This window comes from Ralstonia sp. TCR112 (assembly GCF_007997035.1).
GTDB lineage: Bacteria > Pseudomonadota > Gammaproteobacteria > Burkholderiales > Burkholderiaceae > Ralstonia > Ralstonia edaphi.
Genome location: NZ_VOSS01000032.1, coordinates 43,305 through 68,759 on the forward strand (window position 1 = coordinate 43,305; position 25,455 = coordinate 68,759).

Here is a 25,455-nt window from a genome sequence, read left to right on the forward strand (position 1 = left end):
TATTAATTTACTCCGACCCCATTTAAAAACTTTTGCCTGTTACAGGCCACTCTTTTATATTCGTTTCACCCCGCATTCATGGTGCGGCGCGCCATTGCCTGTCTGCCACCGCATCCGCACATCGCGAGGGCCCTCCACGGCGCGCTGTACCCACAACATCGGAAGATCGCCGTGGAACAACATTCCTTCCCCATCACGCCGTCAGCGCCGTCGGCCCAGGGTCTGTACGACCCGACCAATGAACACGACGCTTGCGGCGTCGGCTTCGTCGCCCACATCAAGGGCAAGAAGAGCCACGAGATCGTCCAGCAAGGCTTGCGCATCCTGCACAACCTGGATCACCGGGGCGCGGTTGGTGCCGACCCGCTGATGGGCGACGGGGCCGGCATCCTGCTGCAGATTCCCGATCAGTTCTTCCGTGAAGAGATGGCCAAGCAGGGCATCAACCTGCCGCCGGCCGGCGAATACGGCGTCGGCATGATCTTCCTGCCGAAGGAACACGCCTCGCGCCTCGCATGCGAACAGGAACTTGAGCGCACTGTGCGCCTGGAGGGCCAAGTCGTGCTGGGTTGGCGCGACGTGCCGGTCGACAAGACCATGCCGATGTCGCCCACGGTGCAGAAGACCGAGCCGGTGATCCGCCAGATCTTCATCGGGCGCGGCCGCGACATCATGACTACCGACGCGCTGGAGCGGAAGCTGTACGTGATCCGCAAGACCGCCAGCCACGCCATCCAGGCGCTCAAGCTCAAGCACGGCAAGGAATACTTCGTACCGTCGATGTCGGCGCGCACGATCGTCTACAAGGGCCTGCTGCTGTGCGAACAGGTCGGCCGCTATTACCAGGATCTCGCAGACCCGCGCACGGTGTCGGCGCTGGCGCTGGTGCACCAGCGTTTCTCGACCAACACGTTTCCCGCGTGGGAACTGGCGCACCCGTATCGCATGGTTGCGCACAACGGCGAAATCAACACCGTCAAGGGCAACGTCAACTGGATCAACGCGCGTACGGGCGGCATCTCGTCGCCGGTGCTGGGCGATGACCTGCCGAAGCTCTGGCCGCTGATCTATCCGGGCCAATCCGATACGGCATCGTTCGACAACTGCCTCGAACTGCTGACGATGGCCGGCTATCCGCTGGCCCAGGCGATGATGATGATGATTCCGGAAGCGTGGGAACAGCACACGCTGATGGACGACAACCGCCGCGCCTTCTACGAATACCACGCCGCAATGATGGAGCCGTGGGACGGCCCCGCCGCCATCTGCTTTACCGACGGCCGCCAGATCGGCGCAACGCTCGACCGTAACGGCCTGCGTCCGGCGCGTTATTACGTCACCGACGACGACATGGTCGTGATGGCGTCGGAAGCCGGCGTGCTGCCGATCCCCGAGTCGCGCATCGTCAAGAAGTGGCGCCTGCAGCCGGGCAAGATGTTCCTGATCGACATGGAGCAAGGCCGCATCATCGACGACAAGGAACTCAAGGACAACCTGGCCAACGCCAAGCCGTACAAGAGCTGGATCGATGCCGTGCGCATCAAGCTCGACGAGCTGGAAGCCAAGCCGGAAGACGTGGCCGCCGAAACCAAGCCGGCCGCGAAGCTGCTGGACCGCCAGCAGGCTTTCGCCTACACGCAGGAAGACGTCAAGTTCCTGATGACGCCGATGGCCGCCAACGGTGAAGAAGCCGCCGGCTCCATGGGCAACGACAGCCCGCTGGCCGTCCTGTCGTCCAAGAACAAGACGCTCTACAACTACTTCAAGCAACTGTTCGCGCAGGTCACGAACCCGCCGATCGACCCGATCCGCGAAAACGTGGTGATGTCGCTGGTCTCGTTCATCGGGCCGAAGCCGAACCTGCTGGAACTGAACAACATCAACCCGCCGATGCGCCTTGAAGTGAGCCAGCCCGTGCTGGACTTCAAGGACATGGCGAAGATCCGCAACATCGAGCACTACACCGGCGGCAAGTTCATGGCTTACGAGCTGGACATCTGCTACCCGGTGGCCTGGGGCAAGGAAGGCATCGAAGCGCGCCTGGCCTCGCTGTGCGCCGAGGCTGTCGATGCGGTCAAGTCGGGCTACAACATCCTGATCGTCTCCGACCGCGCGGTCGACGAGAAGCAGGCAGCCATTCCGGCGCTGCTGGCGACGTCTGCCATCCACCATCACCTCGTGGACAAGGGCCTGCGCACGAGCACGGGTCTGGTTGTCGAGACCGGTTCGGCCCGCGAAGTGCATCACTTCGCCCTGCTGGCCGGCTACGGCGCGGAAGCCGTGCATCCGTACCTGGCAATGGAGACGCTGGCTGAATTGGCGCCCGGCCTGGGCCTGACCGCCGAGAAAGCCATCTACAACTTCACCAAGGCGATCGGCAAGGGCCTGCACAAGGTGATGTCCAAGATGGGCATCTCGACGTACATGTCGTACACCGGCGCACAGATCTTCGAGGCGATCGGCCTGTCGCGTGAGCTGGTCGACAAGTACTTCCAGGGCACGGCATCGAACGTGGGTGGCATCGGCATCTTCGAGGTGGCTGAAGAAGCGCTGCGCCTGCATCGCGACGCCTTTGGCGATGCGCCGGTGCTGGCCAACATGCTGGATGCCGGCGGCGAATACGCCTACCGCGTCCGCGGCGAAGAGCACATGTGGACGCCGGATTCGATCGCCAAGCTGCAACATGCGACGCGCGCGAATTCGTACCAGACGTACAAGGAATACGCGAACCTCATCAACGATCAGAGCAAGCGCCACATGACGCTGCGCGGTCTGTTCGAGTTCAAGGTGGACCCGGCCCGCGCGATTCCGCTGGAAGAAGTCGAGCCGGCCAAGGAGATCGTCAAGCGCTTCGCGACGGGCGCCATGTCGCTGGGTTCGATCAGCACGGAAGCGCACACCACGCTGGCCGTGGCGATGAACCGCATCGGCGGCAAGTCGAACACGGGCGAAGGCGGTGAAGACGAGCGTCGTTACCGCAACGAACTGCGCGGCATTCCCATCAAGCAGGGCACGAAGCTGTCGGACGTGATCGGCCGCGAAGTGGTCGAGCGCGATCTGGAACTGCAAGAAGGCGATTCGCTGCGCTCAAAGATCAAGCAGGTGGCGTCGGGCCGTTTTGGCGTGACGGCCGAGTACCTGGCGTCGGCTGATCAGATCCAGATCAAGATGGCGCAGGGCGCGAAGCCCGGCGAGGGCGGTCAGCTGCCAGGCCACAAGGTGACGGATTACATCGGCAAGCTGCGTTACGCGGTGCCGGGCGTGGGGCTGATCTCGCCGCCGCCGCACCACGACATCTATTCGATTGAGGATCTGGCGCAGCTCATCCACGACCTGAAGAACGTGAACCCGCGTTCGGACGTGTCGGTCAAGCTGGTGTCGGAAGTCGGCGTGGGTACGGTGGCCGCAGGTGTCGCCAAGGCCAAGGCAGACCACGTGGTGATCGCCGGTCATGACGGCGGCACCGGCGCTTCGCCGTGGTCGTCGATCAAGCATGCCGGCACGCCGTGGGAACTGGGCCTGGCCGAGACGCAGCAGACGCTGATGCTCAACGGCCTGCGCAACCGCATTCGCGTGCAGGCCGACGGCCAGATGAAGACCGGCCGTGATGTCGCGATCGGTGCGCTGCTGGGCGCCGACGAATTCGGCTTTGCGACCGCCCCGCTGGTGGTTGAAGGCTGCATCATGATGCGCAAGTGCCACCTGAACACCTGCCCGGTCGGCGTGGCGACGCAGGATCCGGTGCTGCGCAAGAAGTTCTCGGGCAAGCCCGAGCACGTGGTGAACTACTTCTTCTTCGTGGCCGAAGAAGTGCGCGAAATCATGGCGCAGCTTGGCATTCGCACGTTCAACGAGCTGATCGGCCGCGCGGATCTGCTCGACACGAAGGCCGGTATCGAACACTGGAAGGCCCGCGGTCTGGACTTCGCGCGCATCTTCTATCAACCGGCCAAGAAGGAAGGCGAGCCGTGCTACCAGGTCGATGTGCAAGACCACGGCCTGGATCGCGCGCTGGATCATCAGCTCATCGAGAAGGCCAAGGCTGCGCTGGAGAAGGGCGAGCGTGTCTCGTTCATCCAGCCGGTGCGCAACGTCAACCGTACCGTGGGCGCGATGCTCTCGGGCGAAGTGGCCAAGCGCTATGGTCACGAAGGTCTGCCCGATGACTCGATCCACGTGCAGATGCAGGGCACGGCCGGCCAGTCGTTCGGCGCGTTCCTGGCGCACGGCATCACGCTGGACCTGGTGGGCGACGGCAACGACTACGTGGGCAAGGGCCTGTCGGGTGGCCGTGTGATCGTACGCCCGCCGCACGAGTTCCGCGGCGAGCCGACCAACAACATCATCGTCGGCAACACCGTGCTGTACGGCGCGCTGGCCGGTGAGGCGTTCTTCAATGGCGTGGCCGGCGAGCGTTTTGCAGTGCGCAACTCCGGCGCCACCACGGTAGTGGAAGGCACAGGCGACCACGGCTGCGAATACATGACCGGCGGCACCGTCGTCGTGCTCGGCGCTACCGGCCGCAACTTCGCGGCAGGCATGTCGGGCGGCGTGGCCTACGTCTATGACGAAGACGGCCTGTTCGACAAGCGTTGCAACACGGCGCAGGTCGCACTGGAATCCGTGCTGTCGGCGACCGACCAGGAGAAGGCACACACGCCGTCGACCTGGCACAAGGTGAACGGCGAGCGCGTGCTCGACGAGCAACTGCTCAAGGCGCTGGTGGAAAAGCACTTCCGCTACACCGGCTCCGAGCGTGCCAAGGAACTGCTGGCCGACTGGAACAACGCGCGCCGCCGCTTCGTCAAGGTCTTCCCGACCGAGTACAAGCGTGCGCTGGCCGAGATGTACGAACGCGAACAGGAAGCCGGCCGCGAACAGATCGCAGCCTGATTTCCGCCGACTGGGCGAATGGCTGATCCGCTGATCGGCCGTTCGCCACCACCGAATACAACGCAACCTCACAAGATAGGCTCGACTGCCTGGCTGGCGCGACTGTGCCGGCAGAGCAGCATCGGGCCAGGAAGGACACCATGGGCAAGGCGACCGGTTTTCTCGAATTTCCCCGCCAGAACGAGGCATACGAAGCGCCCGAAGCGCGCGTGAAGCATTACAAGGAATTCGTGTTCGCGCTGGCGGACAACGAAGCCAAGATCCAGGGCGCGCGCTGCATGGACTGCGGCATTCCGTTCTGCAACAACGGCTGCCCCGTCAACAACATCATCCCGGACTTCAACGACCTGGTGTATCGCCAGGACTGGAAGACCGCGATTGAGGTGCTGCACTCGACCAACAACTTCCCCGAGTTCACGGGCCGCATCTGCCCGGCACCGTGCGAAGCGGCTTGCACGCTGGGCATCAACGAACTGCCGGTGGGCATCAAGTCGATCGAGCACGCCATCATCGACAAGGCCTGGAAAGAAGGCTGGGTCGCGCCGCAAGTGCCGAAGCACAAGACCGGCAAGACCGTGGCCGTGGTCGGCTCGGGCCCGGCTGGCATGGCCGCAGCGCAGCAACTGGCGCGCGCTGGTCACGACGTGACGCTGTTCGAAAAGAACGATCGCATCGGCGGCCTGCTGCGCTACGGCATCCCCGACTTCAAGCTGGAAAAGGCGCAGATCGACCGCCGCATGCAGCAGATGGAAGCTGAAGGCGTGACGTTCCGCACCGGTGTGATGGTAGGCGACAAGACGGTTCCCGCCGGCATCGCCAACGACGCTCGCGAGACCATCGCCGCGGAAGACATCCTCAAGCAATTCGACGCCGTCGTGCTGACGGGCGGGTCGGAAGTGCCGCGCGATCTGCCGGTGCCGGGCCGTGATCTGGACGGCGTGCATTACGCGCTCGAATTCCTCATCCCGCAGAACAAGGAAGTGGCCGGCGATGCACCGAACCCGATCCGCGCTGACGGCAAGCACGTCATCGTGATTGGCGGCGGCGACACGGGTTCGGACTGCGTTGGCACGTCCAACCGCCATGGCGCCGCATCGGTCACGCAGTTCGAACTGCTGCCGCGTCCGCCTGAAGAAGAGAACAAGCCGCTGGTGTGGCCGTATTGGCCGATCAAGCTGCGCACGTCGTCGTCGCATGACGAAGGCTGCGAGCGTGACTGGTCGGTCGCCACCAAGGCGCTGATTGGCGAGAACGGCCGTGTGACGGGTCTCACCGCCGTGCGTCTGGAGTGGAAGGACGGCAAGATGACCGAAGTGCCAGGCAGCGAGTTCACGCTCAAGGCCGATCTCGTGCTGCTGGCGATGGGCTTTACCAACCCGGTCGGCGGCGTGCTGGACGCCTTTGGCGTGACGAAGGATGCGCGCAACAACGCGCGTGCGGCCACCGAAGGCGACAACGCCTACGCCACCAACGTGCCGAAGGTCTTCGCCGCCGGCGATGTGCGCCGCGGGCAGTCGCTGGTTGTGTGGGCGATCCGGGAAGGCCGCCAGGCTGCCCGTTCGGTTGATGCGTTTCTCATGGGCCATTCGGAACTGCCGCGCTGACCACGCGGTTGACCGTTTGACTCAAGCCCGCCTGCCTCGGCGGGCTTTTTTGTTTGTGACGCAGGTGCGGTGGCGGCAGGGTCATGCCTCATGGTTTACGTCGACATGGTTTACATGAGTGCAGGGCGGACAGGCGGATTTCTAGAATGAGATTTCCCCGTGATCCCCGACTGCCTCATGCGACCTCGCACCCGCAATGTGCGTGCAGATGTGCCTCCTGCGCCCGACGTGCCCGATGTGCCGGATCGGCAGCGGCGCCGCACGCTTGCGTGGCTGGGCGTGCTGCCGGCGATGCTGGCGTCGCCTGCGCGTGCGTTGCTGCAAGGGTATCCCTCGCAACCGCTGCGCCTCGTCGTGCCGGCGGCGGAAGGCAGCGCCTTTGATGCACTCGCCCGGGCGCTGGCGACGCAGTTGCAGCAGCAGGTCGGCCGCGAAGTGGGCGTCGAAGATCGCCCCGCGGCCAATGGCATGGCCGCCGGCGAGGCCGTCGCACGCGCGCCGTCCGATGGCCATACGCTGCTGCTCCAACAGACCACGTTCGTCGCCCAGCCCGCGCTGGAATCGGCGTCGTATGACCCGCTGCGCGATTTCCAACCGGTGGCGATGGTGGCCACGCTGCCGCTGTTTCTCGCCGTCGATGCGCGCTTGCCGATCCATTCCGTCACCGATCTGCTTGCGCAGGCGCGTGGTGAGTCCGTCACGGTCAATTGCGGCTCGGATATCGTCGGCACGTGGTCGCACCTCGTCGCCGAGCAGTTTGTGCGCGACTACGCTTTCCATGCGCCGCATGTGGCCGTTCGCGGTGAAGCGGGGCTCGTGCAGCAAATCCTGGCTGGCCGCATGACGGCGTGTTTTGCGTGTTATCCGAGCGTCGCGGCGGCGGCGGCCAACGGCCAGTTGCGGTTGCTCGGGGTGACGGGCGGCGCGCGCTCCCGTTTCGCGCCCGCTGTGCCGACGCTGCGCGAAGGCGGTCTCGCCGGATTCGATCGCAGCGCCTGGATCGGTACCTTCATGCCGGCGCGCACCCCCCGCCCCCTCTCGATGCGCGCGGCTGTCGAGCTGCGCCGCGCCGTCGCTTCGGGCGATGTCCATGCCACGTTGCTCGCCGGTGGGTTCGAGCCGGAATGGGACGCGCCCGACACGTTCGCCCAAGCAGTGCGCCGCGACGCGACGCACTGGCAGGGGGTGATTCGCCAAGCTGATCTACGGCTGGATAGTGGCGAATAATCCACTTTCGGTGCGGGCTGTCGCGCCATCCTCCAACCTCGCAAGCGCACCACTTTCAGCATCCCGCAAGACACGAAAACCCACAGCGCGGCGAACAAGCCACACAACCTGTCGGTAAGCATGGCGTGACTGACGGGCTACGCGGGTTTCCACCTATAATGGCGGGCCGCGCGAACCCGCCTCCGTTGGCCAGCCCGCGGTAGTCAAGACAACGAGATGCGGCAGCATGAAGCCGCCAACCTGCCGAGCCCTCTGCACCGAACTCCACCGTGTCCACCCAGCCTTCCAACGCCGTTGTCGAACTCGATCAGGTCGATTTCGCCTACCAGCCAGGTGCGCGGCGCATCCTGTCCGGCCTGTGCATGCGCGTGCCCAAGGGCAGCGTGGTGGCCGTCATGGGCGGTTCGGGCTGTGGCAAGACAACGATTCTGCGGTTGATCGGCGGCCAGGTGAGCGCCGCCGCCGGCACCGTGCGCGTACACGGTCAGGACATCGGCGCCATGGACAAGCGCGCGCTGTACGACGCGCGCCGCCAGATGGGCATGCTGTTCCAGTTCGGGGCGCTGTTTACCGATCTGTCCGTCTTCGACAACGTGGCGTTTCCGTTGCGCGAACATACCGAGCTGCCCGAGCCGCTCATCCGCGATCTGGTGTTGATGAAGCTGAACGCCGTCGGCCTGCGTGGGGCCCGCGACCTGATGCCCTCGGAGATTTCCGGCGGCATGGCGCGGCGCGTGGCGCTCGCCCGAGCGATTGCGCTGGACCCGTCGCTCATCCTCTACGACGAGCCGTTTGCTGGGCTGGACCCGATCTCGCTGGGCCTGACCGCGTCGCTCATCCGCAAGCTGAACGACGCGCTGGGCGCGACCAGCATCATCGTCTCGCACGACGTGCAGGAGACGTTCCACATCGCCGATTACGTCTATTTCATTGCCAACGGCGGCATTGCAGCCCAGGGCACGCCGGCTGAGCTGACCGCGTCGACCGATCCGTTCGTCCGCCAGTTCGTGCACGGCGAGGCGGACGGCCCTGTGCCGTTCCATTATCCCGGGGCGCCGCTGGCCGATGACTTCGGTCTGGGCAAGAGCGGAGGCGCGCAATGATTTCCGCCATCGGCCGCTTCGTTCTGGTGCTGATCAGCCGCTTCGGCTATGCCGCACGCACGCTGATTTCGCTCATTGGTGCTTCCGGCGACGTGCTGCGCCGCCCGCGCCTGGTGATCGAGCAGCTGCGCTTCGTCGGCAATGATTCGTTCATCATCATCGCTGTGTCGGGCCTGTTCGTTGGCTTCGTGCTTGGCTTGCAGGGGTACAACACGCTCAATCGCTACGGCTCCGAACAGGCGTTGGGCCTGCTGGTTGCGCTGTCGTTGGTGCGCGAACTGGGGCCGGTGGTGACGGCGCTACTGTTTGCCGGTCGCGCCGGTACCTCGCTCACGGCCGAGATTGGTCTGATGAAAGCCGGCGAGCAGCTGATCGCCATGGAGATGATGGCCGTCGATCCGCTGGCCCGCGTGCTGGCGCCGCGCTTCTGGGCGGGCTTCATTGCCATGCCGCTGCTGGCGGCGATTTTCAGTGCGGTCGGTATCCTGGGCGGATACTTCGTCGGCGTGGGGCTGATTGGTGTGGACCCCGGCGCGTTCTGGTCGCAGATGCAGGCCGGCGTGGATGTCATGGACGACGTGCTCAACGGCGTCATCAAGAGTGTCGTGTTTGGTGTGGCGGTCACCTTCATTGCGCTGTATCAGGGCTATGAGGCCAAAGCCACGCCGGAAGGCGTCTCGCGCGCGACTACCCGGACGGTGGTGATCGCGTCGCTGACCGTGCTGGCGCTGGATTTCGTACTCACGGCGCTGATGTTCAGCTGAGCCGCCGGTTGTCGTTAGCGTTCAACGAGAAAAGATCATGCGTAAAAGCGTCCTCGATTTCTGGGTCGGCCTGTTCGTTCTGGTAGGCATCATTGCGCTGCTGTTCCTGGCGCTCAAAGCGGGCAATATGAGCTCGTTCTCGTTTGCCAAGACTTACCAGGTGAAGGCGGCCTTCGACAATATCGGTGGGTTGAAGGTGCGGGCTCCGGTCAAGAGCTCGGGGGTGGTGGTCGGCCGTGTGTCGCAGATCCTGTTCGATGACAAGAGCTACCAGGCCATCGCGGTGCTGGACATGGATCAGCGCTATCAGTTTCCGAAAGACAGTTCGGCCAAGGTCCTGACCTCGGGTCTGCTCGGTGAGCAATACATTGGCATTGAACCGGGCGGTGACTCGGCGATGCTCGCCAGCGGCAGCAAGATCACCATGACACAGTCGGCGGTGGTGCTGGAAAACCTGATCAGCCAGTTCCTCTACAGCAAGGCTGCGGATGCCGGTGCCGGCAACGCCAACGGAAGTGCCGGCGGAGCCAAGCCGGCTGAGGGCAGTGGGAGCAAATAAACCATGAAAACAACAACATCCATCCTTTCGCTGCGCGGCTTTGCGCTGGCCGTTGCTGCAGGCGCCACGTTGCTGGCCGGCTGTGCGACGGGGCCGAATGCCAATCCGGCGGATCCGATCGAGCCGTTCAACCGCGAAGTCTTCCGCATCAACGAAGACCTCGACAAGGGCGTGCTGAAGCCGGTTGCGCAAACGTATGTCGATGTGGTGCCGTCGCCGGCGCGCACGGCGGTGTCGAACTTCTTCTCCAATGCGGGCGACGTCTATTCGGCCGTCAACAACCTGCTGCAGTTGAAGGGCACGGCCGCGCTGGAAGACACCATGCGCGTCGCGATCAATACCGTGCTGGGGCTGGGTGGGCTGATCGACATTGCGTCGGACGCCGGCCTGCCCAAGCACAAGGAAGACTTCGGCCAGACGCTCGGCGTGTGGGGCGTGCCGTCGGGTCCGTACATCGTCTGGCCGTTGCTCGGCCCGAGCACCGCACGTGACACCGTGGGTTTCCTGGTCGACTGGCAGATGGACCCGCTCACGTACTGGCATGACAGCGCGATCACCTACTCGCTGGCCGCGCTGCGCGTGGTTGACGTGCGCGCAAACCTGCTTGGGGCCAGCAATGTGTTCGAACAGGCCGCGGTCGACAAGTACACCTTCCTGCGCGACGCCTATCTGCAGCGCCGCCGCTACCTGATCTATGACGGCAACCTGCCGGAAGATCAGGACAACAAGACTTCGCCGGATACGGGTGACACGACGGTCTCTCCATACCATCGCTTTACGCCCAACTGGCCGGTCTTCCGCCGCTGACTGGTACACGTAACAAGGTCGCCTCAAAGGTGACAAGGCGTAAAACTGGCCGTCCCGCCCGAACTTGGCTGCGGCCGGTCTGTTCTAATCGCCAACAAGATTGCGGCGAATGTGCCGCAAGCGACCCCAAAATCACACTATAAGGACGCGATATGTTGAAGACGCTTCTCCGCTCCCTGTTCGCTGGTCTCGCGCTGACGGCTGCCGTGGCAGTTGCGCCGGTCCACGCCCAGGAAGCCGATGCCCAGGCCACCGTCAAGACGGCCGTGGACGACGTGCTCACCACCATCAAGAGCGATCCGGAACTGCGCAGCGGCAACATGGCGAAGGTATTCCAGCTGGTCGACCAGAAGATCGTGCCTCGCGCCGATTTCAGGCGCACCACGCAGATCGCCATGGGCCGCTTCTGGAATCAGGCCTCGCCGGAGCAGCAGCAACAGATTCAGGAAGGCTTCAAAACGCTGCTGATTCGCACTTACGCCGGCGCGCTGTCGAATGTGAAGAACCAGACCGTTTCGTACAAGCCGTTCCGCGCGGCGGCCGATGACACCGACGTGGTGGTGCGTTCGACCGTGAACAACAACGGCGAGCCGGTGGCTCTGGACTACCGTCTGGAAAAGACGGCCGGCGGCTGGAAGGTGTATGACATCAACATCAGCGGCTTGTGGCTGTCGGAAACGTACAAGAACCAGTTTGCCGATGTCATCAGCAAGCGTGGCGGCGTGGCCGGCCTGGTGAGCTTCCTGAACGAGCGCAACGCGCAGCTCGAGAAGGGCCCGGCAAAGTAAGCGGCCTTCCGGTAGAATCGACACAGCGGTCAAGTTTGGCCGCTGTTTCTTTTTCTGACGCATCCATCTCCACCATGTTGACCTTGTCTGGCCCGCTGACTCACCGCGAAGCGCCGCGCCTTCTGCGCGAGGGCGAGGCTCAGCTCGGCCAAGCGCGCGAAGCCGGCATTGCGGCGCTGCACGTCGATTGCGCCGGCTTGTCGCAGGTGGATTCGTCTGCGCTGGCGGTGCTGCTGTCGTGGCAGCGCACGGCCCAGGATGCCGGTATCGCGCTCGATATCGGAGGCGCTCCGCAAGCGCTGTCCAATCTCGCCACGCTGTACGGCGTGGAGTCCCTGCTGGCCATCGCGCCGGCCCCTGCAGCCCACCCTCACGCTCGACATTGAGGCGGCGTCCGGTGTTGGGCGCGGGGTGAATGCTCCGAACCTGTCATCGCGATGCCGCGCTCCGGCCAGAACGCCGCGCGCGGCTCTGGCATTCGCGGTTCGGCGTCGCACGGTGCGGCGCCGTGAGTTGGTGCAGTTCCCCTATAATTCTGGGTTTGTCGCTCTGCCGCCGCCGTGTGCGGCGTCCGCGGCCGTCATGATCTTGTCGATCCATGGCCACGAGATGCGCAGGGTAGTTCACTTTGTCGGCCATGAAAGCCATCGAAATCGCTGACGTCCGCAAGCGCTACAAGTCGTTGCAAGCGCTCAAGGGCGTGAGCCTGTCCGTCGAGCAGGGCGAGTTTTTCGGCCTGTTGGGCCCCAACGGCGCGGGCAAGACCACGCTGATCTCCATCCTCGCGGGCCTGAATCGCGCCGATTCGGGCCACGTGCGCGTGCTCGGTCATGATGTCGTTTCCGACTACCGCACGGCGCGTCGCAAGCTCGGTGTGGTGCCCCAGGAACTGGTGTTCGATCCGTTCTTCACGGTGCGCGAAACACTGCGCCTTCAGTCGGGCTACTTCGGCTTGACCAAGAACGATGACTGGATCGACGAGGTCATGGCCAACCTGGACCTGACCAACAAGGCCGACGCCAACATGCGCGCGCTGTCGGGCGGCATGAAGCGCCGCGTGCTCGTGGCGCAGGCGCTGGTACACCGCCCGCCCGTGATCGTGCTGGACGAGCCGACCGCCGGGGTGGACGTCGAGTTGCGCCAGACGCTGTGGAAATTCATCTCGCGCCTGAATCGCGAGGGCCACACCGTCGTGCTGACCACGCACTATCTCGAAGAGGCCGAATCCCTGTGCGACCGCATTGCCATGCTGAAGTTTGGCGAGGTGGTGGCGCTCGATCGCACGGCGAATCTGCTGTCGCAATTTGCCGGGCTGCAACTGGTGCTGAGCTTTGCGAAGGGCGCGCTGCCGGCATCGCTCGAAAGTCTGCGCCTGCCGGGCAACCACGGTGAGCGCGGCGTGCGCCTGCGCCTGTCGGGCTACGGCGAGGTCGAGCAGATTCTCGCCACGTGCCGCCTCGCCGGCTGTGAGATCGACGACATGGAAGTCGCCAAGGCCGATCTGGAAGACGTGTTCGTGCAGATCATGCGCCGCGAAGGCGGATTGCCCGTCGGGCCCCAAACGCCTGCCATTCCTGATTCTGCGCTGGAGCCCGCTGCATGAACGCCATTCCCGAGAGCTTGCCGGGCCGTTGGGTCGGTTTCCGCACGCTGCTGTACAAGGAAGTCCTGCGCTTCTGGAAGGTGAGCTTCCAGACCGTGGCCGCGCCGGTGCTGACCGCGCTGCTGTATCTGCTGATCTTCGGCCACGTGCTGGAAGATCGCGTCAAGGTGTTCGACCAGTTGAGCTACACCGCCTTCCTGGTGCCGGGCCTGGTGATGATGAGCGTGCTGCAGAACGCGTTCGCGAACAGCTCGTCGTCGCTCATCCAGTCGAAGATCACCGGCAACCTGGTGTTCATCATGCTGCCGCCGCTGTCGCACTGGGAGATGTTCGGCGCGTATGTGTGCGCTTCCATCATTCGGGGTCTGGCCGTGGGTACCGGCGTGCTCGTCGTGACGACCTTGTTTGCGCACCTGCACTTCGCGCAGCCGCTGTGGATCATCGTCTTTGCCGTGCTGGGCGCGAGCGTGCTGGGCACCTTGGGGCTGATCGCCGGTATCTGGGCTGAGAAGTTCGACCAGCTCGCGGCGTTCCAGAATTTTCTGATCGTGCCGGCCACCTTCCTGGCGGGCGTGTTCTATTCGATTCATTCACTGCCGCCGTTCTGGCAGGCGGTGTCCCACGCCAACCCGTTCTTCTACATGATCGACGGCTTCCGCTACGGCTTCTTCGGCGTGTCCGATGTGCCGGTGGCGACGAGCCTCGGGGTGATGCTGATCGCGCTGGTCGTGGTGGGGGGGGTGGCCCTGCAGATGCTGCGCACGGGCTACAAGCTGCGCCATTGATGCGTCGATAACAAAACGAACGACGCTCACCCTAACGTTTTGCAGGAGAAGGGACGGCTATGTTGCCCACACCCGAACAAGTCAAGCAGTACATCGAAACCGGCCTGCCGTGCGAGCACCTCGAAGTCGAGGGCGACGGCCAGCACTTTTTTGCCACCATCGTCAGCGCGCAGTTTGAAGGCAAGCGGTTGATCCAGCGTCACCAGCTCGTCTACGCCGCGCTGGGTGAGCGGATGCGCGCCGAAATCCACGCGCTGTCCATGAAGACGCTCACCCCGGCGGAGTGGCAGTCCTGATGGCCGAGCTTGATCCCACCCCGGTTACCGTTTCAACCGATTCCGACCTTGCGCTCGCCGAGCGCCCCTCCCACAGTGATCGACGAGACGTCTCGCTCATGGACAAACTGCTGATCGAAGGCAATGGCCCGTTGTCGGGCGAAATCCGCGTGTCTGGCGCCAAGAACGCCGCGCTGCCCATCATGTGCGCTGCGCTGCTGACGGCCGAGCCGCTGGTGCTGAGCAACGTGCCGAACCTGCAGGACGTACGGACGATGCTCAAACTGCTGCGCCAGATGGGCGTGGAAGGCGTGCTCGACGGCCACAACCTCACGCTCGACGCTGCCACCATCCACACGCCCGAAGCTTCGTACGACCTGGTGAAGACGATGCGTGCGTCGATCCTCGTGCTGGGCCCGCTGCTGGCGCGTTTCGGCCATGCGCGTGTGTCGCTGCCGGGCGGTTGCGGCATCGGTGCGCGGCCGGTCGATCAGCACATCAAGGGCCTGCAACTGATGGGCGCCGAGATCGTGATCGAGCACGGCTACATCGAAGCCAAGCTTGCTGATGGCGCCAAGCGCCTGCGCGGGGCGCGCATCGTCACCGACATGGTGACGGTCACGGGCACCGAAAACCTGCTGATGGCGGCCGCACTGGCCGACGGCGAAACCGTGCTCGAAAACGCCGCGCGCGAGCCGGAAGTCACCGACCTCGCCAATCTGCTCGTGAAGATGGGCGCGCGCATCGACGGCATCGGCACCGACCGCCTGGTCATCCAAGGCGTGGAAGCGCTGCATGGCGCCGCGCACACCGTGATTGCCGATCGCATTGAAGCCGGCACCTTCCTGTGCGCCGTGGCGGCAGCTGGCGGCGACGTGACGCTGCGCGGCGTGCCGCCGGGCATCCTTGATGCCGTGCTCGACAAGCTGCGCGAAGCCGGCGTAACGCTCACCATGGGCGACGACTGGATCCGCGTGCAGATGACGGGCCGCCCCAAGGCGGTGAGCTTCCGCACGTCGGAATACCCGGCGTTCCCGACCGACATGCAGGCGCAGTTCATGATGCTCAACGCCATTGCCGAAGGCTCTGCCACGGTGACGGAGACCATCTTCGAAAACCGCTTCATGCACGTGCAGGAACTCAACCGCCTGGGCGCCAATATCGTGATCGACGGCAAGACGGCCGTGGTGACGGGCGTCGAACAATTGTCTGGCGCGACCGTCATGGCGACTGACCTGCGTGCCTCGGCCAGCCTCGTCATCGCTGGGCTGATCGCGCAGGGCGAGACGCTGGTCGACCGCATCTATCACCTTGATCGCGGCTACGACCGCATTGAAGACAAGCTCTCCGCCGTCGGCGCCAAGATCCGCCGCATCCAGGGATAAGCCGGCCATGAACGCATTCCAGTCCGCCTCCAACCAGCTCACGCTGGCGCTGTCCAAAGGGCGCATCTTTGAAGAGACGCTGCCGCTGCTGAAGGCCGCCGGCATCGAGGTGACCGAAGATCCGGAAACCTCGCGCAAGCTGATTCTGCCGACCTCCGACCCCGCGCTGCGCGTGATCATCGTGCGCGCTTCCGACGTGCCGACCTACGTACAATACGGCGCGGCGGACTTCGGCGTGGCCGGCCGCGACGTGCTGATGGAGCACGGCATGGCGGGCCTGTATGCGCCCATCGACCTGAACATCGCCCGCTGCCGCATGTCGGTGGCGGTGCCCAAGGGCTTCGATTACGCCAACGCGGTGCGCCAGGGTGCGCGCCTGTCGGTGGCGACGAAGTATCTGAATACCGCGCGCGAGCACTTCGCCAAGAAGGGCGTGCACGTCGACCTGATCAAGCTGTACGGCTCGATGGAACTGGGCCCGCTGGTGGGCCTGGCCGACGCCATCGTCGACCTCGTCAGCACGGGCGGCACGCTGCGCGCGAACAACCTCGTCGAGGTGGAGGAGATCGTGCAGATCTCGTCCCGACTCGTCGTCAACCAGGCTGCGCTGAAACTCAAGCGTGACCGGCTGGCGCCCATCCTCGACGCTTTCGAGCGCGCCTCCGCCCAGGACGAGCGCGCTGGGGAACCCGCATGAGCCTGACCATTCGTAAGCTGGATTCGGCCGACGCCGGATTCGCGGCGCAACTGCGCCAGGTGCTCGCTTTCGAGGCGAGCGAAGACGAAGCCATCGACCGCGCCGCTGCGCAGATCCTGGCCGACGTGAAGGCGCGCGGCGATGCTGCCGTGCTGGAAGCCACGCACCGCTTCGACCGCATCGAGGCCGACAGCGTAGCCGCGCTGGAACTGTCGCCGACCGTGCTGCAGGCTGCGCTGGACGGCCTGGAGCCCAAGCGCCGCGCGGCGCTGGAAGCCGCCGCGGCCCGCGTACGTGCGTATCACGAGAAGCAGAAGATCGAGTGCGGCACGCACAGCTGGGAATACGCTGAGGCCGATGGCACGGTGCTCGGCCAGAAGGTCACGCCGCTCGACCGCGTGGGCATCTACGTGCCGGGCGGCAAGGCGGCATACCCGTCGTCGGTGCTGATGAACGCGATCCCGGCACGCGTGGCCGGCGTCAAGGAAATCATCATGGTGGTGCCCACGCCCGGTGGCGTGCGCAATGACCTCGTGCTGGCCGCCGCCTGCATCGCGGGTGTGGACCGCGTGTTCACCATCGGCGGCGCGCAGGCCGTCGGTGCGCTGGCTTATGGCACGGACACCGTCCCCGCCGTCGACAAGATCGTTGGCCCGGGCAACGCCTATGTGGCCGCTGCCAAGCGCCGCGTGTTCGGCACGGTGGGCATCGACATGATTGCCGGTCCGTCGGAAATCCTCGTCATCTGCGATGGCACGACCGATCCGGACTGGGTGGCGATGGACCTGTTCTCGCAAGCCGAGCACGATGAGCTGGCCCAGTCGATTCTGCTGTGCCCGAACGCCGAGTTCATCGCGCAGGTGGAAGCCAGCATCAACCGCCAGCTCGAAGACATGCCGCGCCGGAGTGTGATTGCCGAGTCGCTGTCGGGCCGTGGTGCGCTCATCAAGGTGCGCGACATGGAAGAGGCGTGCGACATCGCCAACGACATCGCGCCGGAGCATCTGGAGATTTCGGCAGAAAACCCGCGCCAGTGGGCCGAGCGCATCCGCCACGCCGGCGCGATCTTCCTCGGCAAGTACACCAGCGAATCGCTGGGCGACTACTGCGCAGGCCCGAACCACGTGCTGCCCACGTCGCGCACGGCGCGCTTCTCGTCACCGCTGGGCGTGTACGACTTCATCAAGCGCTCGAGCCTGATCGAGGTGAGCGAGGCCGGCGCGCAGATGCTGGGCGAGATTGCTGCCGAGCTGGCCTACGGCGAAGGCCTGCAGGCGCATGCCCGCAGCGCCGAATATCGCCTGCAACGCCCCACGTCCGAATAACCTCCGCCGCACGACGATGACCGCCACCGCTCCGGCCCAAGCCTCTCTGGATGATCTGCTCGCCCGCATCGTGCGTGACGACGTTCGCGCCATGGGCGCGTACCACGTGCCCGACGCGACCGGCATGGTCAAGCTGGACGCGATGGAAAACCCGTATCCGTTGCCGGCGATGCTGCGCGACGCGTTGGGCAAGCGCCTGGCCGAAGTCGCGCTCAACCGCTACCCGGTGCCGACCGCCGACGCACTGAAGGCGCAGCTCAAGCAGGTAATGCACGTGCCGGTCGGCGCCGAGGTGCTGCTGGGCAACGGTTCGGACGAGATCATCAGCCTGATCGCCATTGCGGCGGCCAAGCCGGGCGCGACCGTGCTGGCGCCGGTGCCGGGCTTCGTGATGTACGCGATGTCGGCGCAGCTGCTGGGCCTGAACTTTGTCGGCGTACCGCTCAAGGCGGACCTGACGCTGGACCGTGAAGCGATGCTGGCGGCCATGGCCGAACACCAGCCCGCCGTCATCTACCTGGCGTATCCGAACAACCCGACGGGCAACCTGTTCGACGCGGCCGACATGGACGCGATCATCCGCGCCGCACGCGGCCCGGTGTGCCAGAGCCTGGTGGTGGTCGACGAGGCCTACCAGCCGTTCGCGCAACATAGCTGGATGCCGCGCCTGCGCGATTTCGATCACCTTCTGGTGATGCGCACCGTCTCCAAGCTGGGCCTGGCCGGCATCCGGCTCGGCTACGTGGCCGGCCACCCGAAGTGGATCGCCGAGCTGGACAAGGTGCGCCCGCCGTATAACGTGAATGTGCTGACCGAGGCGACCGCCCAGTTCATGCTCGAACACGTGGACGTGCTCGATGCCCAGGCAGCCACCCTGCGCGCTGAGCGCACCAAGCTGATCGATGTGCTGTCCGCGCAGCCGGGCGTGACCGTGTTCCCCAGCGCGGCGAATTTCATCCTGCTGCGCGTACCGAATGCCGCCACCTTGTTCGAGCGCCTGCTCAATCGGCGGATTCTGATTAAAAACGTCAGTAAAATGCACCCGTTGCTGGCCAACTGTCTGCGCGTGACGGTCAGCAATCCCGAAGAAAACGCGCAATTTATCGATGCCTTTGTCGCATCGATGCAGGAAGCCCCATGAGCCGCCGTGCCGAGGTCACTCGCAACACCTCTGAAACGCAGATCCGCGTCGCCCTTGATTTGGACGGCACGGGCAAGCAGACGCTGAATACCGGCGTTCCCTTCCTCGACCACATGCTCGACCAGATCGCCCGTCATGGCATGGTCGACCTGGACGTCTCGGCCACCGGCGACACCCATATCGACGATCACCACACCGTGGAAGACGTCGGCATCACGCTGGGCCAGGCCGTCGCCAAAGCCATCGGCGACAAGAAAGGCATCGTGCGTTACGGCCACAGCTACGTGCCGCTGGACGAAGCCCTGTCGCGCGTGGTCATCGATTTCTCCGGCCGTCCGGGCCTGGAGTTCCACGTGCCATTCACGCGCGCGCGCGTCGGCAACTTTGACGTGGACCTGTCCATCGAATTCTTCCGCGGGTTCGTCAACCATGCCGGCGTGACGCTGCATATCGACAACCTGCGCGGCGTCAACGCGCACCACCAGATCGAAACCGTGTTCAAGGCCTTCGGCCGCGCGTTGCGCATGGCGGTCGAGATCGATCCGCGCGCAGCCGGCACGATTCCGTCGACGAAGGGCGCCCTGTAAATCACTGCGTCGGCCTGGCCGCGCCTACCCGACTTCAAAACCGGCCGCCGATCCGATGGATCTCACCAAAAGCTTTTTCTCGCTGCTCGCGCTGATCAACCCGATCGGCGCGATCCCGTTCTTCATCAGCCTGACCGAGAGCCAGACGGATGAGGAGAAGCGCCGCACCATCAAGGTCGCGTCGATTTCGGTGGCGATCGTGATCGGCCTGTCGGCGTTGCTGGGCGAGCAGATCATCGGCTTTTTCGGGTTTTCGGTGGGTTCGCTGCAGGTGGGCGGCGGGATCATCATGATCATGATCGCGCTGAACATGCTCAATGCGCAGACCAGCCGCACCAAGGCCACGCCCGAAGAAGAGGACGAGGCCGGCGCCAAGGCCAGCATTGCGGTCGTGCCGCTGGCGATTCCGCTGCTTACGGGCCCCGGCTCGATCAGCACGGTCATCGTCTATGCGGGCAAGACCAAGCACTGGTGGGACCTGTTTCTCCTGGCGGGCGTCGGTGTGGCGATTGCAGCCGTGGTCTGGATCGTGTTGCGCGCGGCCGAGCCGATCGCCCGTGTGATCGGTCGCACCGGCATCAACGTCGGTACGCGTTTGATGGGCCTGATCCTGGCGGCGTTGGCCGTGGAATTCATCGTTGATGGGCTGAAAACCCTGTTGCCCGTGCTTAGGGCCTAAATTAAGTCATGACTAAGATCGCAATCGTCGATTACGGCATGGGCAATCTGCGCTCGGTGGCGCAAGCCCTGATGGCCGTTGCTCCCCAGGCCGATGTGCGCATCAGCGCGCAAGCGGATGAGATCCGCGCCGCCGATCGCGTGGTGCTGCCAGGCCAGGGCGCCATGCCCGACTGCATGGCGGCGTTCGACCAATCCGGCCTGCGCGACGCAGTGCTCGAAGCATCGCGCAGCAAGCCGATGCTCGGCGTATGCGTCGGCGAGCAGATGTTGCTGGAGCGCAGCACCGAGGCGCGCCCTGGCCAGCAATACACCGAAGGGCTGGGCCTCATCAAAGGCGATGTGGTCCGCTTTGATCTGGATGGCCAGTTGCAGCCGGACGGCTCACGATACAAAGTGCCTCAGATGGGCTGGAACCGCGTGCACCAGAGTCGTGCCCACGCCCTCTGGGAAGGGGTGCCAGACCAGAGCTACTTCTATTTCGTGCATAGCTACTACGCGCGGCCGGCCAATGCCGACGAATCCGTCGGAGAGACCGAATACGGCGTGCGGTTTACCTCCGCCATCGCCCGGGATAATATTTTTGCAACACAGTTTCACCCGGAAAAAAGTGCGCAAGCCGGCCTGCAGATCTACCGGAACTTCGTGCACTGGAATCCGTGACGCCCGCCGTGGCGTCGCAATCGAATCCATTTTTCGTCCTTTTAAATTTTTTCCCCCTCAACTCTGTCGTCACGCTTATGTTGCTCATCCCGGCCATCGACCTGAAGGACGGTCAGTGTGTGCGCCTCAAACAAGGCGATATGGATCAAGCCACCGTGTTCTCGGAAGACCCGGCCGCCATGGCGCGGCACTGGGTCGAACAAGGCGCGCGCCGGTTGCATCTGGTCGATCTGAACGGCGCTTTCGCCGGCAAGCCTCGTAACGAGGCGGCCGTCAAGGCCATCCTCGCCGAGGTGGGCGACGAGATCCCCGTGCAATTGGGCGGCGGCATCCGCGACCTGGGCACCATCGAGCGCTGGCTCGACGACGGCCTGTCGTACGTGATCATCGGCACGGCGGCGGTCAAGGACCCGGGTTTCCTGCGAGACGCATGCACGGCATTCGGCGGCCATATCATCGTCGGGCTCGATGCCAAGGACGGCAAGGTGGCGACCGACGGCTGGAGCAAGCTGTCTGGCCATGAAGTCGTGGACCTCGCCAAGAAGTACGAAGACTACGGCGTCGAAGGCATCATTTACACCGACATCGGCCGCGACGGCATGCTGCAGGGCATCAACATCGATGCCACCGTCAAGTTGGCGCAGTCGGTGAAGATTCCGGTCATTGCCAGCGGCGGCCTGTCGAACCTCAAGGACATCGACCACCTGTGCGCGGTCGAAGAGCATGGCGTGGAAGGCGTGATCTGTGGTCGCGCGATCTACTCCGGCGACCTGAACTTCAAGGAAGCGCAAGCCCTTGCGGACAAACTCGGCGCGGCCTGATCGTTGATCCAGCCGTGCTCAACGGGCGCTCCGGCGCCCGACTCATCATGCTAGCCAAACGAATCATCCCCTGCCTGGACGTCACCAACGGCCGGGTGGTCAAGGGCGTCAACTTCGTCGAGTTGCGCGACGCCGGCGACCCTGTCGAAATCGCACGCCGCTACGACGAGCAGGGCGCCGACGAAATCACCTTCCTCGACATCACGGCCACGTCCGACGGGCGCGACCTGATGCTGGGCATCATCGAAGCGGTGGCTTCGCAGGTGTTCATTCCGCTGACGGTGGGCGGCGGTGTGCGGGCGCTGGAAGACGTGCGCCGACTGCTCAATGCGGGTGCGGACAAGATCAGCATGAACTCGTCGGCGGTGGCGAATCCGCAACTGGTTTCGGACGCCAGCGCCCGCCATGGCGCGCAATGCATTGTCGTGGCCATCGACGCCAAGAAGGTGTCGGGCGAAGGCGAGGCACCGCGCTGGGAAGTCTTCACGCACGGCGGCCGGAAAGGCACGGGCCTCGACGCCGTGGCATGGGCACGTGAAATGGCGCAGCGTGGCGCGGGTGAAATCCTCCTCACGAGCATGGACCGCGACGGCACCAAAGCCGGCTTCGACCTGGAACTCACGCGCGCCGTGTCGGACGCAGTGCCGGTGCCGGTCATCGCCTCGGGCGGTGTCGGCAACCTGCAGCATCTGGCTGAAGGCATCCAGCAAGGGCATGCCGATGCGGTGCTCGCCGCCAGCATCTTCCATTACGGCGAATACACCGTCGGCCAGGCCAAGCAATTCATGGCAGAGCAAGGCATTCCAGTACGGATCGGACTATGAGCAAGAAGTGGCTGAACAAGGTCCACTGGGACGATAACGGCCTAGTGCCGGTAATCGTGCAGGAGCAGGGCAGCAATGACGTTCTGATGTTTGCCTTCATGAACCGCGAGGCGCTCCAGAAGACCGTCGAAACGGGCGAGGCCGTGTTCTGGTCGCGCTCGCGCAAGCGTCTGTGGCATAAGGGCGAGGAGTCGGGCCACATCCAGAAGGTGCACGAAATCCGCCTCGACTGCGACGAAGACGTAGTCTTGCTCCGCGTCACACAAATCGGCGGTATCGCCTGCCATACTGGCCGCCACGCGTGCTTTTTCCAGAAGTTCGAAGGCAATGTGGAAGACGGCGATTGGCACACCGTCGAGCCGGTGCTCAAGAACCCCGACGACATCTACGCCGGCAAGCCCGGCCACAATCATGAGTGACACCCTGCGCCGCCTGGGCGAGGTGCTCGAATCCCGCAAGCTCGCCAACGGCGGCGACCCGGAAAAGAGCTACATCGCGCGCCTCTTCAACAAGGGCGACGATGCCATCCTCAAAAAGATCGGCGAAGAAGCCACCGAGACGGTCATGGCCGCCAAGGACGCCCGCGCCGCAGGCATGACCGACGAGGCGCGCAGCAAGGTCGTCTACGAAGTGGCCGACCTGTGGTTCCACACGATGGTGCTGCTGTCGCATTTCAACCTCACGCCGGATGACGTTGTGAGCGAACTGGCGCGCCGCGAAGGGCTTTCGGGTCTGGAAGAGAAGGCGCTGCGCAAGTCGCAGGCACGCGACGCAGCCGGGGACTGATTACGGTGACGAATCGTCGCAGGGAGGCAGCGTGGACAAATACGGAGCGGCAGTGGTCGTGACAGACGGGTCGGAGCGCTTGGCCGGGCTGCGTCGCCTGACGCATATCCTGTATGCGCTCTACGCCATTTTTTGGCTGACCGGCGGTATCACTGCATTGATTGCCATCATCGTCGGGTATGTTAAGCGCGACGATGTGCGCGGCACGCTGTATGAGTCGCACTTTCGTTGGCAAATCCGTTCGTTCTGGTGGTGCGTACTCTGGGGTGTGATTGGCGTGCTGCTCATTCCCGCGGCCTTCATCGGCTTTGCCGTTCTGTGGGCTCTGGGCATCTGGATGCTGTATCGTATTGTGAAAGGTTGGCTGTATCTGAATGACAGCAAGCCGATGTACGCAAATCCGTAAAATCAACCAATGGCGTTGCCACCGTTGCGACGCCAACAGCCGTATTTACGTGGGAGTAGGACATGGGTTCCTTTAGCATTTGGCACTGGCTGATCGTGCTGGTCATCATCATGATGGTCTTCGGCACGAAGAAGCTGCGCAACATCGGTTCGGATCTTGGCAGCGCCGTGAAGGGCTTCAAGGACGGCATGAAGGAAGGGGCGGAAGACAAGCCCGCAGCACCGCAGCAGACGGCCAGCCAGCCACCGCGCGAGCTGCACGATTCGACGACGATCGACGTCGAAGCGCGCGACAAGTCCAAGCAAGGCTGAGCACCGACGCGCGCTGACCGATGATCGATCTCGGCATTTCCAAGCTGGCGCTGATTGGCATGGTGGCGCTCGTCGTCATTGGGCCGGAGCGTCTGCCCAAGGTGGCGCGCACCGCTGGCGCCCTGCTTGGCCGCGCACAGCGCTACATCGCCGACGTGAAGGCTGAGGTCAGCCGCGAAATCGAGCTTGAGGAGTTGCGCAAGATGCGCACCGACTTCGAGCAGGCCGCGCGCAATGTCGAGCAGACCATCCATCAGGAGGTCAGCAAGCACACGACCGAGCTCAACGAGCGCCTGAACGAGGCGCTTGGCGATCCCGCGCAGACTGCGACCTCCGCTCCCGACTGGCGCCCCGCACCTGGCAAGTCGCGCAACGGCCGCAACAGCTGGCGCAACAAGCAGCTTTCGATGCCCAAGTGGTACCGCCAGAAGCAGGGCGTGCGCATGTGGGCGCAATCGGGTGCGGCACGCGTCAAGCGCCATCGTCCGCCCATCGTTGCCGCGCAGTCGCGTGCGCGCTCCTTCTTCGAATGATCTTCCGGGCGCGAGCCGTGTCTGCGGTGCCGCGTCCTGACTTCCCCCTTTCCCACCCGACATGAGTGCCGCTCCGCTCGATCCGCAAGAGTCGCCCGAGGACGGCGCGCAGGAAACCTTCATTTCGCACCTGGTCGAGTTGCGTGAGCGCATCGTCAAGGCCGGTGCGGGCGTGCTGCTGGTCTTTCTGGGCCTGGTCTACTGGGCGCCGGATATTTTCAACCTGTTCTCGCGGCCGCTGATCCAGGCGTTGCCCAAGAACGGCCACATGATCGTGACGGACGTCACCGGTTCGTTCTTCGTGCCGATGAAGGTGACGCTGCTGGCCGCATTCCTGATCGCACTGCCGTGGGTCCTGTACCAGATCTGGCGCTTCGTGGCGCCGGGGCTCTATACGCACGAGAAGCGGATGATCATGCCGCTGGTGGTGAGCACCTACGTGCTGTTCCTGTGCGGTGTGGCGTTTGCGTATTTTCTTGTGTTCCCGACAGTGTTCAAGGTGATGGCGCACTACAACGCGCCGCTGGGTGCCGAGATGTCCACCGACATCGACAAGTACCTGAGCTTCGCCATGACCACGTTCCTGGCTTTCGGCATCACCTTCGAGGTGCCGGTGGTCGTGATGGTGCTGGTGCGCTTTGGCATCGTGAGTCTGGAGAAGCTGCGACAGGCCCGCCCGTACGTCGTGGTGGGCGCCTTCGTGATCGCTGCCGTTGTGACGCCGCCCGACGTGATGTCGCAGCTGTTGCTGGCGGTGCCGCTGTGGCTGCTGTATGAGCTGGGGTTGATCTTGGCGGCCATCTTCATCCGTAACACCACGGCGCCGGAGAACAATCCGGAGCATTTGCCGGTGGTGAAGGACTGACGGCGATCCAAGCATCAGCCAAAGA

Annotated in this window: 27 protein-coding genes; all 27 read left to right on the forward strand. The window is 64.2% G+C overall.

The window, feature by feature from the left end; all coding sequences use genetic code 11:
* Positions 1-171 precede the first annotated feature (171 nt).
* Complete coding sequence (locus tag FUT88_RS11285) at positions 172-4,893, forward strand: glutamate synthase-related protein (protein WP_147215137.1); 4,722 nt, start codon at positions 172-174, stop codon at positions 4,891-4,893.
* A gap of 140 nt (positions 4,894-5,033) precedes the next feature.
* Positions 5,034-6,497: a glutamate synthase subunit beta gene (locus FUT88_RS11290; RefSeq protein WP_147215139.1), complete on the forward strand. Its 1,464-nt coding sequence runs from the start codon at positions 5,034-5,036 to the stop codon at positions 6,495-6,497.
* A gap of 177 nt (positions 6,498-6,674) precedes the next feature.
* Entirely contained in the window at positions 6,675-7,724 is a 1,050-nt protein-coding gene (locus tag FUT88_RS11295; RefSeq protein WP_147215141.1) for a Bug family tripartite tricarboxylate transporter substrate binding protein, read from the forward strand.
* 269 nt (positions 7,725-7,993) lie between these two features.
* On the forward strand, positions 7,994-8,827 hold the full coding sequence (locus FUT88_RS11300) for an ABC transporter ATP-binding protein (protein ID WP_147215142.1): 834 nt from the start codon (positions 7,994-7,996) through the stop codon (positions 8,825-8,827).
* Entirely contained in the window at positions 8,824-9,591 is a 768-nt protein-coding gene (gene mlaE / locus FUT88_RS11305) for a lipid asymmetry maintenance ABC transporter permease subunit MlaE (protein WP_045203038.1), read from the forward strand. Before FUT88_RS11300 ends, mlaE begins: the two co-directional genes overlap by 4 nt.
* Before the next feature lie 37 nt (positions 9,592-9,628).
* Complete coding sequence (gene mlaD, locus FUT88_RS11310; protein WP_147215144.1) at positions 9,629-10,150, forward strand: outer membrane lipid asymmetry maintenance protein MlaD; 522 nt, start codon at positions 9,629-9,631, stop codon at positions 10,148-10,150.
* Between the two features lie 3 nt (positions 10,151-10,153).
* Complete coding sequence (locus tag FUT88_RS11315) at positions 10,154-10,957, forward strand: VacJ family lipoprotein (RefSeq protein WP_147215146.1); 804 nt, start codon at positions 10,154-10,156, stop codon at positions 10,955-10,957.
* A gap of 152 nt (positions 10,958-11,109) precedes the next feature.
* Complete coding sequence (locus tag FUT88_RS11320; protein ID WP_147215148.1) at positions 11,110-11,745, forward strand: phospholipid-binding protein MlaC; 636 nt, start codon at positions 11,110-11,112, stop codon at positions 11,743-11,745.
* Positions 11,746-11,819: 74 nt separating this feature from the next.
* Positions 11,820-12,131, forward strand: coding sequence for a lipid asymmetry maintenance protein MlaB (locus FUT88_RS11325; RefSeq protein ID WP_147215150.1), 312 nt, complete (start codon positions 11,820-11,822; stop codon positions 12,129-12,131).
* A gap of 251 nt (positions 12,132-12,382) precedes the next feature.
* Positions 12,383-13,348 carry an ABC transporter ATP-binding protein gene (locus FUT88_RS11330; protein WP_147215152.1) on the forward strand — a complete coding sequence of 322 codons (966 nt, stop codon included), beginning with the start codon at positions 12,383-12,385 and terminating at the stop codon, positions 13,346-13,348.
* Positions 13,345-14,133, forward strand: a complete 789-nt coding sequence (locus tag FUT88_RS11335; RefSeq protein ID WP_027680233.1) for an ABC transporter permease — start codon at positions 13,345-13,347, stop codon at positions 14,131-14,133. The genes FUT88_RS11330 and FUT88_RS11335 overlap by 4 nt, the downstream gene beginning before the upstream one ends.
* A gap of 59 nt (positions 14,134-14,192) precedes the next feature.
* The gene (locus FUT88_RS11340; RefSeq protein ID WP_024542178.1) at positions 14,193-14,429 is read left to right on the forward strand and encodes a BolA family protein; all 237 of its coding nucleotides are present in this window, start codon (positions 14,193-14,195) and stop codon (positions 14,427-14,429) included.
* A 98-nt stretch (positions 14,430-14,527) separates the two neighbouring features.
* Entirely contained in the window at positions 14,528-15,793 is a 1,266-nt protein-coding gene (gene murA / locus FUT88_RS11345) for a UDP-N-acetylglucosamine 1-carboxyvinyltransferase (protein WP_147215153.1), read from the forward strand.
* 7 nt (positions 15,794-15,800) lie between these two features.
* The gene (gene hisG, locus FUT88_RS11350) at positions 15,801-16,490 is read left to right on the forward strand and encodes an ATP phosphoribosyltransferase (RefSeq protein ID WP_004634593.1); all 690 of its coding nucleotides are present in this window, start codon (positions 15,801-15,803) and stop codon (positions 16,488-16,490) included.
* The gene (hisD, locus tag FUT88_RS11355; protein WP_147215155.1) at positions 16,487-17,815 is read left to right on the forward strand and encodes a histidinol dehydrogenase; all 1,329 of its coding nucleotides are present in this window, start codon (positions 16,487-16,489) and stop codon (positions 17,813-17,815) included. The genes hisG and hisD overlap by 4 nt, the downstream gene beginning before the upstream one ends.
* Before the next feature lie 16 nt (positions 17,816-17,831).
* Entirely contained in the window at positions 17,832-18,956 is a 1,125-nt protein-coding gene (gene hisC / locus FUT88_RS11360) for a histidinol-phosphate transaminase (protein ID WP_147215157.1), read from the forward strand.
* The gene (hisB, locus tag FUT88_RS11365) at positions 18,953-19,543 is read left to right on the forward strand and encodes an imidazoleglycerol-phosphate dehydratase HisB (RefSeq protein WP_004634601.1); all 591 of its coding nucleotides are present in this window, start codon (positions 18,953-18,955) and stop codon (positions 19,541-19,543) included. The genes hisC and hisB overlap by 4 nt, the downstream gene beginning before the upstream one ends.
* Positions 19,544-19,598: 55 nt before the next feature.
* Positions 19,599-20,222, forward strand: coding sequence for a MarC family protein (locus FUT88_RS11370; protein WP_027680229.1), 624 nt, complete (start codon positions 19,599-19,601; stop codon positions 20,220-20,222).
* An 8-nt stretch (positions 20,223-20,230) separates the two neighbouring features.
* Entirely contained in the window at positions 20,231-20,884 is a 654-nt protein-coding gene (gene hisH, locus FUT88_RS11375) for an imidazole glycerol phosphate synthase subunit HisH (protein WP_147215159.1), read from the forward strand.
* Between the two features lie 77 nt (positions 20,885-20,961).
* Positions 20,962-21,705: a 1-(5-phosphoribosyl)-5-[(5-phosphoribosylamino)methylideneamino]imidazole-4-carboxamide isomerase gene (gene hisA / locus FUT88_RS11380; protein ID WP_004634607.1), complete on the forward strand. Its 744-nt coding sequence runs from the start codon at positions 20,962-20,964 to the stop codon at positions 21,703-21,705.
* 47 nt (positions 21,706-21,752) lie between these two features.
* The gene (gene hisF, locus FUT88_RS11385) at positions 21,753-22,529 is read left to right on the forward strand and encodes an imidazole glycerol phosphate synthase subunit HisF (protein WP_186829284.1); all 777 of its coding nucleotides are present in this window, start codon (positions 21,753-21,755) and stop codon (positions 22,527-22,529) included.
* Positions 22,526-22,948: a phosphoribosyl-AMP cyclohydrolase gene (gene hisI, locus FUT88_RS11390; RefSeq protein ID WP_116576469.1), complete on the forward strand. Its 423-nt coding sequence runs from the start codon at positions 22,526-22,528 to the stop codon at positions 22,946-22,948. The genes hisF and hisI overlap by 4 nt, the downstream gene beginning before the upstream one ends.
* Positions 22,941-23,315 carry a phosphoribosyl-ATP diphosphatase gene (locus FUT88_RS11395; RefSeq protein WP_024977831.1) on the forward strand — a complete coding sequence of 125 codons (375 nt, stop codon included), beginning with the start codon at positions 22,941-22,943 and terminating at the stop codon, positions 23,313-23,315. Before hisI ends, FUT88_RS11395 begins: the two co-directional genes overlap by 8 nt.
* Positions 23,316-23,346: 31 nt before the next feature.
* Positions 23,347-23,721 carry a DUF4870 family protein gene (locus FUT88_RS11400; RefSeq protein WP_147215161.1) on the forward strand — a complete coding sequence of 125 codons (375 nt, stop codon included), beginning with the start codon at positions 23,347-23,349 and terminating at the stop codon, positions 23,719-23,721.
* A 62-nt stretch (positions 23,722-23,783) separates the two neighbouring features.
* The gene (gene tatA / locus FUT88_RS11405; RefSeq protein WP_027680223.1) at positions 23,784-24,032 is read left to right on the forward strand and encodes a Sec-independent protein translocase subunit TatA; all 249 of its coding nucleotides are present in this window, start codon (positions 23,784-23,786) and stop codon (positions 24,030-24,032) included.
* A 20-nt stretch (positions 24,033-24,052) separates the two neighbouring features.
* Positions 24,053-24,565 carry a Sec-independent protein translocase protein TatB gene (tatB, locus tag FUT88_RS11410; protein WP_147215163.1) on the forward strand — a complete coding sequence of 171 codons (513 nt, stop codon included), beginning with the start codon at positions 24,053-24,055 and terminating at the stop codon, positions 24,563-24,565.
* 61 nt (positions 24,566-24,626) lie between these two features.
* Positions 24,627-25,430, forward strand: a complete 804-nt coding sequence (gene tatC / locus FUT88_RS11415; protein WP_147215165.1) for a twin-arginine translocase subunit TatC — start codon at positions 24,627-24,629, stop codon at positions 25,428-25,430.
* Positions 25,431-25,455: the final 25 nt, after the last annotated feature.